This window comes from Variovorax sp. CAN15 (assembly GCF_030462475.1).
Lineage (GTDB): Bacteria > Pseudomonadota > Gammaproteobacteria > Burkholderiales > Burkholderiaceae_C > Variovorax.
Map to the genome: position 1 here is coordinate 1 of NZ_JASMRZ010000019.1, position 11938 is coordinate 11938.

Genomic DNA, 11938 nt, shown 5'->3' on the forward strand with positions numbered 1-11938 from the left:
ACAGCGCCACAGCGCCGCTTCCCCCCTGCCCTGTGCGCGACCGCGCTCGGCGCCGCCGCGCTGCTCGCGGCCTGCGCGAGCCGGTCCAACGCGCCTCCGGCGCCGCATGCGCCGCTGGCCGCCGCGCGCCCCGGCACGCTGCAGGCCTGCACCGACCTCGCCGCCCGCGCGGTGCTGCCGGGCACGGTCTACACATCGGCCACCGAGGTGCCGGCCGGCACCGTCACGGTCGGCGGCGTCGCTATGGCGGCGCCCGCGCACTGCCTCGTGCAGGGCCGCATGAACGAGCGCACCAGCCCCGTCGACGGCCAGCGCTATGCCATCGGCTTCGAGATGCGGCTTCCGGTCGCCTGGAACGGCCGCTTCTTCTACCAGGCCAACGGCGGGCTCGACGGCGTGGTCGTGCCCGCGCTCGGCGGCATCGGCGGCGGCGGACCGCGCAGCAGCGCGCTGCAGATGGGCTTCGCGGTCATCAGCTCCGACGCCGGCCACGCGGGCTCGATGGGCCCGCGCTTCGGGCTCGATCCGCAGGCGCGGCTGGACTACGGCTACAACGCCGTCGCGCAGCTCACGCCGATGGCCAAGAACCTGATTTCCAAGGCCTATGGCCGCGGCCCAGACCGCTCGTACATCGGCGGCTGCTCCAACGGCGGCCGGCATGCGATGGTGGCCGCCGTGCGCTCCGCGGGCCAATACGATGGCGTGCTCGCGGGCGACCCCGGCTTCAACCTGCCGAAGGCGGCGGTGGCGCAGCTCTACGGCGCGCAGCAGTACGCGGCGGTGGCCAGCGCGAAGACGCCCGCCGGCCAGCCCGACCTGCAGAGCGCCTTCACGCCCGCCGAGCTGAAGCTGGTGGCCGACAAGGTGCTGCAGCGCTGCGACGCGCTCGACGGCATTGCCGACGGCATCGTGTCGGACGTCAACGCCTGCCGCACGCGCTTCGACATCCGGCGCGACGTGCCGACCTGCGCCGCAGGCACGCGCGATGGCATGTGCCTGAGCGCGCCGCAGAAGAACGCGCTCGCCAACGTGTTCAAGGGCGCGCGCAACAGCGCGGGCCAGCCGGTCTATAGCGGCTTTCCCTTCGATGCGGGCGTGAGCGGCGCCAACTGGCGCGAATGGAAGTTCGCGAGCCCGCCGACGCGCGACGCGGGCGCAGTGGGCTTCATCTTCAGCACGCCGCCGCTGGCCGACCGGCCGCAGGGCCTGCCCTTCGCGCTGGACTTCGACATGGACCGCGACGCGCCGCGCATCGCCGCCGCCGACGGCGTGTTCCGCGAATCGGCGCTGTCGTTCATGACGCCGCCGGACGCGGCCAACCTGAGCGCGCTGCGCGAGCGCGGCGGCCGGATGATCGTCTACCACGGCACCAGCGACCCGGTGTTCTCCTCCGACGACACGCAGGCCTGGTACGAGCGCGTGCAGGCCGCGAACGGCGGCGATGCCTCCTCGTTCACGCGCTACTTCCCCGTGCCCGGCATGAACCACTGCGCGGGCGGGCCGGCCACCGACCAGTTCGACATGCTCAGCGCGCTGGTCGACTGGGTCGAGCAGGGCAAGGAGCCGACGTCGGTCACCGCCTCGGCACGCGGCGCGGGCACGCCGGTGCCCAATGCCGAAGTGCCGGCCGGCTGGTCGGCGCAACGTACGCGGCCGCTGTGCCCCTATCCGCAGGTCGCCACCTACACCGGCGGCGATGCCGAGCGCGCGGGCAGCTTCGCCTGCAAGCTGCCCACACCCTGATATCCAGTTAGCTACCGAACCTCCGATGGATTACCAGCCCCGCCCCGACGATGTCCGCTTCCTGCTGAATGCGGTGCTCGACGCCCCCGCGCGCCTTGCCGTGCTCGCGCCCTTTGCCGAAGTCGACGAGGCGCTGCAGTCGCAGGTGCTCGAGGAGGCCGGGCGCTTCGTCGGCGAAGTGGTCGCGCCGGTCAATCGCGGCGGCGACGAAACCGGCTGCCGTTTCTCCAACGGCGAAGTGGTCTCGCCGCCGGGCTTTCGCGATGCGTACCAGGCCTTCGTCGACGGCGGCTGGCCCGCCCTCTCGGCCGCGCCCGAAGACGGCGGCCAGGGCCTGCCAGCCGTGCTCGAGGCCGTGCTCTACGAATGGCTGGCCGCGGCCAACCATGGCCTCACGATGGCGCCGGGCCTGCTGCACGGCGCGTACGCCTGCCTCAAGCACCACGGCAGCGAGGAGCTGAAGCAGCGCTACCTGCAGAAGATCGCGACCGGCGAATGGCTCGCGACCATGTGCCTCACCGAGGCCCACGCAGGCAGCGACCTCGGCCAGGTGCGCACGCGCGCCGTGCCACAGGCCGACGGCAGCCTGCGGCTGAGCGGCGGCAAGATCTTCATCTCCGGTGGCGAGCACGACCTGACGCCGAACATCGTCCACCTGGTGCTGTGCCGGCTGCCCGATGCGCCGGCCGGCCCCAAGGGCCTGTCGCTGGCGCTGGTGCCCAAGCTGCTGCCCGACGGCACGCGCAACGCGGTGCACTGCGAGCGCATCGAGGAAAAGATGGGCCTGCACGGCAGCCCCACCTGCAGCATGTGCTTCGACGAAGCCACCGGCTGGCTGGTCGGCGAGCCCGGCCACGGTCTGGCCGCGATGTTCGTGATGATGAATTCGGCGCGCCTGCATGTGGCGCTGCAGGGTATCGGCCTGCTCGACGCGGCCTGGCAGAAGGCCGACGCCTACGCCGCCGAGCGCCGCCAGATGCGCGCGCCCGGCCCCGTGCCCGCCAGCCGTGGCAGCGAGAGCGCCGACCTGATCGCCGAGCATCCGGCCGTGCGCCGCATTCTCGACACGCAGCGCGCCTGGATCGACGGCGCGCGCACCCTCGCCTACCGCAGCGCGCTGATGCTCGACGTGGCCGCGCACGACGCCGACCCCAAGGCCCGCGAGCGCGCCCAGCGCTGGTGCTCGCTGGTCACGCCGGTGCTCAAGGCCGCGTGCACGCACCAGGCCTTCCATGGCGCGAGCGAGTGCCTGCAGGTGTTCGGCGGCCATGGCTACGTGCGCGAATGGGGCATCGAGCAGATCGTGCGCGACTCGCGCGTGACGATGATCTACGAGGGCACCAACGAGATCCAGGCCATCGACCTGCTGGTGCGCAAGGTGCTGCCCGACGGCGGCGCCGCCATGTCGGCCGTGCTGCTGGAGCTGCGCGACACGCTGGACGCCTCGCGCGAGGCCGATGCCGACGTGCAGCGCCGGCTGGCGCAGTTGCGCTACCTGGGCACCACCGTCGCGATGGCGGCGCATGCCAACCCGGTGCTGCCGTACGAGGTGGCCGACGACTACTTGCGCGTGACCATGCTCGCGATGATGGCCTGGGCCTGGGCGCGCATCGAGGCGGCCGCGCCGCAGGATGCGCAGAAGGCTCGCGTGGCCGCAGCGTTCCGGCGCTGGGTGCTGCCGGAATTCGAGATGCGGCTCGGCATCGTCAAGCGGGCCTGCGAGACGGTGGCTCTGACCCATGCAGCTACGCCCGGCACCGGTGTCTCCAACTAGCCACTCCGGGCAATCGCGGGCGTCCGCGCGGGGTTACGCTCGGGCCATGGCCTCCAACCCGAAATCCGCTTCCGCCAAAGGCGAGCAGGCCGCGGCGCCGCAAGGCAGCAAGCCCGACCGGCTCGACGCACGCATGCTCGAAACCCTGGTCGGCTACAACGCCCGCCGGGCCTGGCTGATCGTCAGCGCCTTCTTCGCGGAGCGCATGGCGCCCTACGGGCTCAAGCAGATCGATTTCTCGGTGCTCTCGCTGCTGGCGCACAACCCGGGCGCCACGTCACGGCAGTTGTGCAATGCGCTGGACATCCTGCCGCCGAATCTCGTGAGCCTGGTGGCCACGCTGGACAGCCGGGGGTTGATAGAGCGCCGCCCTCATCCGCATGACGGGCGCGCGGTCGGGCTGCATCTCACGGCTTCGGGCGGGGCGCTGATCCGCGAGGCGGAGCAGACCGTGATCCAGCTCGAAGCCGATGCCAGCGCCAAGCTCACGGCGCGGGAGCGCGAGACGCTGATACGGCTGCTGCAGAAGATCTATCTGTAGCGGATGCCGCGGGGCTCAGAGGCCTCGCTCGACCATGTCGATCAACTGCTGGCCCAGCTTGTAGGCCGCATCGGGCGGAATCTCGCGCAGCGGCCCGTCGATGATGAGCAGCGCCAGTCCGTGCACCGCGCTCCACGCGCAGTACTCGGCGTTCGGGCGCCGCGCCGCATCGAGCACGCCGGCGTCCACCAGCCGGTCAATCGCCTTGCCCAGCAGTTGGAACGGGTCCAGCCCGCTCGCGCCGGCCTTGCCGGGGCCGAGTTCGCCGCTGCCCTCGTCGGAAATCACGAAGGCCGTGCGGAACAGGCCGGGCTCTGCCTGGGCGAAACGCAGATAGGCGGTGCCGATGGCGCGCACCTGCCCGCGCGCGAAATCGGCGGGGGGCTGGTCGCAGGGCTGGGCGGCCAACTCCTTTTCCATTGCCTGCGCCGCGGCGGCCAGGGCCGCCTCACGCACCGCCAGCAGCAGTTCCTGCCGGCTGCCGAAGTGCCGGTAGGCCGCGTTGGGTACCACGCCGGCACGACGGGTGGCCTCGCGCAACACGACCGCGTCGGGACCGCCGTCGCGGGCCAATTCGATGCCTGCTTCCAGCAGCGCCCGGCGCAGATCGCCGTGGCGATAGGTGCTGCGGGCCGGCGGCAGGCTTTCGGGGACGTTGTTGAGCTTCATCGCTACTCCATGTGGACACTGTCCATTATCTCTGCTATTCTTTGTGGACGGTGTACACAAAGTAATCCGATTGTTTGCGGCCCGAGACACCGGGGGCCTCCGAGTCACCTCTTCAGTCCAAAGGAATCGTCATGAAAGTCCAGTCGTATCTCTCGTTCGAAGGCCGCTGCGACGAAGCGCTCGGCTTCTACAGGAAGGCGCTCGGCGCCGAGGTCACCCAGCTCATGCGCTACAAGGAGGCGCCCGCGGGTGCCCCTTCGGAGAACGCCGAAGCCGGCTGCGCCGGCGGCACGCCCGATGCCGAGAAAGTGATGCACGCGGTGTTCCGTATCGGCGAAACCGAGCTGATGGCCTCTGACGGCCGCTGCTCGGGCCAGCCGAAGTTCGAGGGCATCATGCTCGCGCTCACCGCCAACACCGACGCCGAAGCCGTCGAGTGGTTCGACGCGCTGGCCGACGGCGGCCAGGTCATGCAGCCGCTGATCCAGACCTTCTTCACTTCCAAGTTCGGCATGCTGACCGACCGCTTCGGCGTGGGCTGGCTGCTGGTGGTTGCGCAGCCGGGCTGAACGGCCTTTCCCCGCATTCCGATCTCCAGAGAAAGCTCCCGCCATGCTCAAGAAAATCGCCCTCGTCGTCGTGCTCGCGATCGCCGCGCTGCTGATCTTCGCGGCCACCCGGCCCGACACCTTCCGCGTCGAGCGCACCGCGCGCATCGAGGCGCCGGCCGAGAAGATCTTTCCGCTGATCGACGACTTCCACCGCTGGGGCACCTGGTCGCCCTACGAGAAGCTCGACCCCGCCATGAAGCGCAGCTTCGGCGGCAGTGCGAACGGCAAGGGCGCGACCTATGCCTGGGAGGGCAACGACAAGGCCGGCGCGGGCCGCATGGAGATCGTGGAGTCGGCGCCTTCGTCGAAGGTCGCGATCAAGCTCGACTTCATCAAGCCCTTCGAGGGCCACAACACCGCCGAATTCACGCTGCAGCCCCAGGGCAATGCAACGCAGGTCACCTGGGCCATGTACGGCCCGAGTCCCTATGTCGCCAAGCTCATGGGCATCTTCTTCAACATGGACCAGATGATCGGCAAGGACTTCGAGACGGGCCTTGCCAACCTGAAGGCCGCCACCGAAAAGTAATTCCCGAAAGGAAAAATCATGCCCCACATCCACGCCTACCTCACCTTCGACGGCAACGCAGCCGAGGCCATGCGCTTCTACGAGAAGACGCTGGGCGGCACCATGCAGATGATGATGACCGTCGGCGAAGCGCCCGACACCGAGCAGTTCCCGCCCGAGGCGAAGAAGCGCATCATGCATGCCTCGCTCGCCTACGGCCAGGGCATCCTCATGGCCTCCGACTCCATGCCCGGCCAGCCGTACGAAGGCATGAAGGGCTTCGGCGTCGCGCTGACCATCGAGACCGTGGCCGAGGCCCGCCGTGTCTTCGACGCCTTCGCCGAAGGCGGCCACGTCGGAATGCCCTTCGAGAAGACCTTCTGGGTCGAAGGCTTCGGCATGGTGACCGACCGCTTCGGCACTCCGTGGCTCATCAACGGCGGCAAGCCGCTGGTCTGAGCCGTCCCCACCCTTCCAAAAGAATTCGCTTCCCATGACCAACCAACTCGACAGCCGCAAGCGCTGGCTCGCATTGATGGTGCTGTGCCTCGGCGTCCTGATGATCGTGCTCGACACCACCATCGTGAACGTGGCGCTGCCCTCGATCCGCACCGACCTGGGCTTCACCGAGACCTCGCTGGTCTGGGTGGTGAATGCCTACATGCTGACCTTCGGCGGCTTCCTGCTGCTGGGCGGCCGGCTCGGCGACCTGTACGGCCACCGCCGTGTGTTCCTCGCGGGCCTGGTGCTGTTCACGCTGGCATCGCTGGCCTGCGGGGTCTCGACCTCGCAGGGCCTGCTGGTGGCGGCGCGCGCGGTGCAGGGCCTGGGCGGGGCGGTGGTGTCCGCCGTGTCGCTCTCGCTCATCATGAATCTCTTCACCGAACCGGCCGACCGCGCCAAGGCGATGGGCGTGTACGGCTTCGTGTGCGCCGGCGGCGGCAGCATCGGCGTGCTGCTGGGCGGCCTGCTCACGAGCACGCTGAGCTGGCACTGGATCTTCCTGGTCAACCTGCCGATCGGCGTGGCGGTGTATGCGCTGTGCGTGGCGCTGCTGCCCAGCGCGCGCGGCCATGCCCACGGCGAGAAGCTCGACGTGGCCGGGGCCATCACCGTCACGCTGTCGCTGATGCTCGCGGTGTACGGCGTGGTCAACGGCAACGAGGCCGGCTGGGGCTCCACGCAGACGCTCGGCCTGCTCGGCGCGGCCGTGGTGCTGCTGGCGATCTTCATCGCCATCGAGTCGCGCGTGCAGCATCCACTGATGCCGCTGGGCCTGTTCAGGCTGCGCAGCGTGTCGGTGGCCAACGTGGTCGGCGTGCTGTGGGCCGCGGCCATGTTCGCGTGGTTCTTCATCTCGGCGCTCTACATGCAGCTGGTGCTGAACTACACGCCGATGCAGATCGGCCTGGCCTTCCTGCCGGCCAACATCATCATGGCGGTGTTCTCGCTGGGCCTCTCGGCAAAGATCGTGATGCGCTTCGGCATCCGCAAGCCGCTGGCGGCGGGGCTGTGGCTCGCGGCCATCGGGCTGGCGCTGTTCGCGCGGGCGCCGGTCAACGGCAGCTTCGTGGTCGACGTGCTGCCCGGCATGATGCTGCTGGGCCTGGGCGCGGGCATGGCCTTCAACCCGGTGCTGCTGGCCGCGATGAGCGAGGTGAGCCCCACAGACTCGGGCCTGGCCTCGGGCGTGGTCAACACCTCCTTCATGATGGGCGGCGCGCTGGGCCTGGCCGTCCTGGCCAGCGCGGCGGCCGCGCGCTCCGCGTCGATGGAAGCCGCCGGCGCGCAGCTGCCGCTGGCACTCACCGGCGGCTACAACCTCGCCTTTCTCGTCGGCGCCGTGTTCGCGGCGGTGGCGGGTCTGCTGGGTGCCTTGCTGCTTCGCTCCGCCATGCCGGGGCAGATGCAGAACAACGATGAAGCAGCGGCACCCCAGGGAACGGCGGCATCGCAATGAGCGGCAACACGCCATGCAACCGCCGGTCTTCTTTCTTCAACGGTTCCACAGACTATTCAGGAGAACAACCATGGCTCGTTATGTAGACGGCTTCATCGTCGCCATTCCCACCGCCAACGTCGAGGCTTACCGCAAGCTGGCGCGTAAGGCCGGCAAGGTCTGGATGGAATACGGCGCGCTCGAATACGTCGAGTGCATTGCCGACGACGTGAAGCCCGGCAAGCTGACCTCGTTTCCGCAAAGCGTGAAGCAGAAGGCCGACGAGACGGTGGCCTTCTCGTGGATCACCTACAAATCGCGCAAGCACCGCGACACGGTGAACGCCAAGGTGATGGCCGACCCGCGCATCGCATCGATGGACCCCAAGACCATGCCCTTCGACGCCAAGCGCATGATCTTCGGCGGCTTCAAAAGCATTGTGGAGCTCTGATGCAGCGCGCAGGCCTCAGGCGATGAACCCGTCGTAGACGAGCTTGAGCCCTGTGAGCAGCATTCCGAGATACACGAAGCGATAGAACCACGTCGCATCGATGCGCCGTGCGATGCGGATGCCGACCCACACGCCGAAGGGCGCGATCGGCATCAGCACCAGCGAGGTGGCCAGCGTGCGGAAGTCGAGCAGGCCGAGCCACGCGTAGGGAATCCACTTGCTGAGATTCACCACGAAGAAGAAGTAGGCCATGGTGGCCGTGAAGATCACCGGCGAGAGCCGCAGCGGAATGACGTAGGCGTTGATCGGCGGGCCGCCCGCGTGCGCGATGAAGCTGGTGAAGCCCGAGACCGTCGTCAGCACCGCGCCGACGCCGCGCGAGGGCAGCGGATCGTCGGGCTTGGGCGGAAAGAGCAACCGCTGCGCCAGGAAAAGCAGCGTGAACACGCCGACGATGCCCGCCACCGTGTGCGCCGAGAGCATGCGAAACAGCAGCGTGCCGATCACCGTGCCCAGCAGCCCGAACGGAATCAGGAACTTCAGCAGCGAGCGGTCGAAGTCGCGCCGGAACGCCGCGAGGCCCAGCACGTCCATCAGCAGCAACAGCGGCATCAGGATGGCCGCCGCCTGCGGCACGGTGACGGCCAGCGCCATCATCGGCACCGCGAGCGAGCCGAAGCCCGCGCCGAAGCCGCTCTTGCTGATGCCGAGCAGGAGCACGGCGGGAATGGCGACCGCGTAGAAGTACGGGTCGGTGATCAGGGGAAAAGCCATGGAGGGAGGGAAGCAGCCGGACAAGACCCGCCATCGCGGCGGGCCTGCCGAGCGTAGCAGGACGGCGCCGGCCGCGCCCGCCAGGGGCCTGCATCCACGGCGCGGGCCGCTACCCTTGCTTCAGCGGATTGAGCACGAAGTCGAAGTCGAGGCGCCAGCGGCCGTTGTCCTGCTTCGTCCATGGAGCCACAAGCGACTGGCGCACCGCGAACACCGCGTCCGAATCCAGGTACTCGTCGCCTTCGCGGAACACGTGCGTGATGAGCCGCTCGTAGCCCGGCGCCTCGATCTTGAAATGCAGGTGCGCGGGCCGCCACGGATGGCGCTTCGTCGCGCGCAGCAGGTCGCCCACCGGCCCGTCGACCGGAATCGGGTACGCCACCGCCACCACGCTGCGGAAGTGCAGCGAGCCGTCGGACCCGGTGCGCAACGTGCCGCGGTTCTCCGCATGGTCGAGCCCGGCGTGCTGCACGTCGTAGTGGCCGCCCGCGTCGGCCTGCCACACGTCGACGACCGCATTCGCCACCGGCTCGCCGCCGAGCCCGCGCACGGTGGCGAACACGTCGCAGGGCTCGCCCTCGGCGCCGTTGGCCACGTCGTCGCCATGCGCGTACTCGGGCGCGCCGTCGAAATAGAAGGGGCCGAAGACCGTGGCCTCGGTGCAGCCGGCCGGCTTGTCGTTGTTCATCGCGATGGTCAGCATCGAAAGCCCCAGCACGTCCGACAGCAGGATGAACTCCTGCCGCTTGTCATCGCACTTCCGGCCCGAGGCCGTGAGGTACTGGATGCCCTGGAACCACTCGTCCTCCGTGAGCTTCACCTCGCGCGCGAAGGCGTGCAGGTGCTGCACCAGGCTGGTCAGTATCTCGCGCAGCCGCGGGTCCGGCGTGTCGGCAAAGCGCGCGAGCACGGCCTGCGTGATGTTGTCCTGGTTGAGGTTGCGCATCGTGGCTGTCTCCATGTTGTCCGGTCGAACTTCGACTTCGGGAGACTGTAGACCGCTCGCCGCGCCGGTTGAAGCACCCGGGCGCAAATGATTTTTCCGTGCAGCGGAAAGGTCGTGCGCCCTGTGGCGGCGTTCCGTCTGCGGCTGGCTGGCTATCGATGCGGCGCGCTCACCGCTTCCGGCCGCTTTCACCACAGGCCGGGAAGCAACCTCCAGCGCACGCGACCGGCATAGTCCGCGTAACCGGAAAGCTCTGCCTGCAACAGGCGATCTTCCCAGGAGGTTCGCAGTACCAGCAAGGCCGAAGCGAGCGCGGCGGGCAGGAGCGCCCACAGCGAGCCCAGCGCGAGCGCCATGCCGAAGAACAATGCGAGCGCCGCGGCATACCCCGGATGCCGGATGAACCGATAAGGCCCCACATCGATCACGCGTTGATGGCGCTCCGACTGAATTCGAACGCCGGGCTCGAAGAAAGGATTCACGGCCTGGGCCCACGCGGTCATTGCGATCCCGGCGAGCAATGCGACGTGCCCCAGCACTACAACCCAGGCCGGCACTTGCGACCACTGAAAACGCCCGGCATCGAGCGCCGCAACAGGAAGAATCGCCACCATCGCCGGCAGGATGACCGCAAGCAACGCCTTGTCCCAGCCTTTGGTCCCCGGCTGGAAGCGGCTGCGTGCCCGATAGATCATCGGGTTGACTCGCGCGAGCACCAGTGCCGAGACGCCGAACCCGAGGAGCAGCACTGCAAGGAGCACCCAACCAGGTCGCCAGCCGATGGAGCCTGCGGGCAGGAAGATCAGGACGAGCAGGGCCAACGGCAGGCCGACCGCATAGGCGATCGCTGCAAGCGGTGATATCGATGGCGGTTGCCTGGGGGCTTCCATGACTGCTGCTCCTTCCAGGGTCATCCGATCTGGCGCGCTTCTTCGTCATTGCGCTGCCGCGCGCGAACCGATGACGTGCGTTGCGGGTCTCGATGATGTGGTCATCATGCCGGATCAGGCATGTCAATTTTCTTCAAGACAGGCGTTTCCTGCGCTGCAAGAATGGCTTCATGCGAGAAGACGGACACCATGAAGAAGCACCCGGGCCTGATGGCCCCCGATCCCGCAACGCGCTGCGGGACGACGCACGCTTCTTCACGTCGGGGTGCATGACAGGCGAGGAACGGGTGGATTGCCTGACCGCAACCTTCAGGAAGCACCGCTATGCCCTGCATGCGCACGAGACTTTCGTGATCGGAGCGATCACCTCGGGCTGCGGCACCTTGTGGCTTCAAGGTACGCGGCATCGCGCCAGCCCGGGAGACCTGACGCTGCTCAACCCGGAAGACGTGCACGACGGGACGCCCCATGACGACACAGGCTACAGCTACCGGGTGACTTACCCTTCCGCGCCGCTCGTTCGGCGCCTGGCGGCCGAGATCACCGGCCATGAAGTCCAGCCGCATTTCCGGTGCCGGGTGATCCGGGACCCCGCCGCGGCCACTCGCCTGGTGGCCGCGCACCTGGCACTGGAGACCTCCGGCTGGTCGCTGGGCACGGAGGAAGCGCTGCTGCTGGCCTATGCCTGCTGCCTCGAGCGACACGCCGAGGGCTTCCGCCCCGAGGCCCCGCGAGGCCGGGAGCAGCAGCGAGTGTCCAGGGTCAAGTCGATGCTGGAAGATCAAGCCACGTCGAGCGACGTGTGCCTGGCCGACCTCGCCGGCGAAGTCGGCGTGAGCCGGTTTCACCTGATCCGCATGTTCCGCAATGAAGCGGGGACCACACCGCACGCCTATCTGGTCGGCCGCCGCATCGAGGCGGCAAAGCGCCGCCTGCGCCGGGGAGAAGCGCCGATCGCCGTGGCGTCGGCAACCGGCTTTGCGGACCAGGCCCACCTGACACGCGTCTTCAAGGCCAGGGTCGGCGTGACACCTGGCGCCTACAGGGACGGGGTGTCGAAATGAGGCCGCGCGAAGGCCCCGCCTCATCCGC

13 protein-coding genes are annotated in these 11938 nt (G+C 68.7%); 9 read left to right on the forward strand and 4 right to left on the reverse strand.

Annotation, left to right across the window (positions count from 1 at the left end; genetic code table 11):
- Nucleotides 1–60 precede the first annotated feature (60 nt).
- The 3 genes from QMO14_RS14720 to QMO14_RS14730 are packed head-to-tail and all read left to right on the forward strand — an operon-like array spanning nucleotide 61 to nucleotide 4058.
- A complete protein-coding gene (locus tag QMO14_RS14720) occupies nucleotides 61–1743 on the forward strand; it encodes a tannase/feruloyl esterase family alpha/beta hydrolase (RefSeq protein WP_301508023.1) in 1683 nt (560 codons plus the stop codon).
- Between the two features lie 25 nt (nucleotides 1744–1768).
- A complete protein-coding gene (locus QMO14_RS14725) occupies nucleotides 1769–3517 on the forward strand; it encodes an acyl-CoA dehydrogenase family protein (RefSeq protein ID WP_301507950.1) in 1749 nt (582 codons plus the stop codon).
- A 46-nt stretch (nucleotides 3518–3563) separates the two neighbouring features.
- Nucleotides 3564–4058 carry a MarR family winged helix-turn-helix transcriptional regulator gene (locus QMO14_RS14730; RefSeq protein WP_301507951.1) on the forward strand — a complete coding sequence of 165 codons (495 nt, stop codon included), beginning with the start codon at nucleotides 3564–3566 and terminating at the stop codon, nucleotides 4056–4058.
- Nucleotides 4059–4073: 15 nt separating this feature from the next.
- Here QMO14_RS14730 and QMO14_RS14735 read toward each other — a convergent pair whose 3' ends face one another.
- On the reverse strand, nucleotides 4074–4727 hold the full coding sequence (locus QMO14_RS14735) for a TetR/AcrR family transcriptional regulator (protein ID WP_301507952.1): 654 nt from the start codon (nucleotides 4725–4727) through the stop codon (nucleotides 4074–4076).
- Nucleotides 4728–4858: 131 nt separating this feature from the next.
- Between QMO14_RS14735 and QMO14_RS14740 the strand changes: the two genes are divergently transcribed.
- The 5 genes from QMO14_RS14740 (at nucleotide 4859) to QMO14_RS14760 (ending at nucleotide 8236) form a co-directional block, all read left to right on the forward strand.
- On the forward strand, nucleotides 4859–5296 hold the full coding sequence (locus tag QMO14_RS14740) for a VOC family protein (protein WP_301507953.1): 438 nt from the start codon (nucleotides 4859–4861) through the stop codon (nucleotides 5294–5296).
- Between the two features lie 43 nt (nucleotides 5297–5339).
- Complete coding sequence (locus tag QMO14_RS14745; RefSeq protein ID WP_301507954.1) at nucleotides 5340–5867, forward strand: SRPBCC family protein; 528 nt, start codon at nucleotides 5340–5342, stop codon at nucleotides 5865–5867.
- 18 nt (nucleotides 5868–5885) lie between these two features.
- Nucleotides 5886–6305: a VOC family protein gene (locus QMO14_RS14750; protein ID WP_007833153.1), complete on the forward strand. Its 420-nt coding sequence runs from the start codon at nucleotides 5886–5888 to the stop codon at nucleotides 6303–6305.
- Nucleotides 6306–6339: 34 nt separating this feature from the next.
- Nucleotides 6340–7806 carry a DHA2 family efflux MFS transporter permease subunit gene (locus QMO14_RS14755; protein WP_301507955.1) on the forward strand — a complete coding sequence of 489 codons (1467 nt, stop codon included), beginning with the start codon at nucleotides 6340–6342 and terminating at the stop codon, nucleotides 7804–7806.
- Nucleotides 7807–7876: 70 nt separating this feature from the next.
- Entirely contained in the window at nucleotides 7877–8236 is a 360-nt protein-coding gene (locus QMO14_RS14760; protein WP_301507956.1) for a DUF1428 domain-containing protein, read from the forward strand.
- Between the two features lie 15 nt (nucleotides 8237–8251).
- Here QMO14_RS14760 and QMO14_RS14765 read toward each other — a convergent pair whose 3' ends face one another.
- The 3 genes from QMO14_RS14765 to QMO14_RS14775 form a co-directional block, all read right to left on the reverse strand.
- Entirely contained in the window at nucleotides 8252–9010 is a 759-nt protein-coding gene (locus QMO14_RS14765; protein ID WP_301507957.1) for a sulfite exporter TauE/SafE family protein, read from the reverse strand.
- A gap of 109 nt (nucleotides 9011–9119) precedes the next feature.
- The gene (locus QMO14_RS14770; protein ID WP_301507958.1) at nucleotides 9120–9956 is read right to left on the reverse strand and encodes an intradiol ring-cleavage dioxygenase; all 837 of its coding nucleotides are present in this window, start codon (nucleotides 9954–9956) and stop codon (nucleotides 9120–9122) included.
- 188 nt (nucleotides 9957–10144) lie between these two features.
- Nucleotides 10145–10846, reverse strand: a complete 702-nt coding sequence (locus tag QMO14_RS14775) for an isoprenylcysteine carboxylmethyltransferase family protein (protein WP_301507959.1) — start codon at nucleotides 10844–10846, stop codon at nucleotides 10145–10147.
- 170 nt (nucleotides 10847–11016) lie between these two features.
- On the opposite strand from QMO14_RS14775, the gene QMO14_RS14780 reads away from it, so the two are divergent.
- The gene (locus QMO14_RS14780; protein ID WP_301507960.1) at nucleotides 11017–11910 is read left to right on the forward strand and encodes an AraC family transcriptional regulator; all 894 of its coding nucleotides are present in this window, start codon (nucleotides 11017–11019) and stop codon (nucleotides 11908–11910) included.
- Nucleotides 11911–11938: the final 28 nt, after the last annotated feature.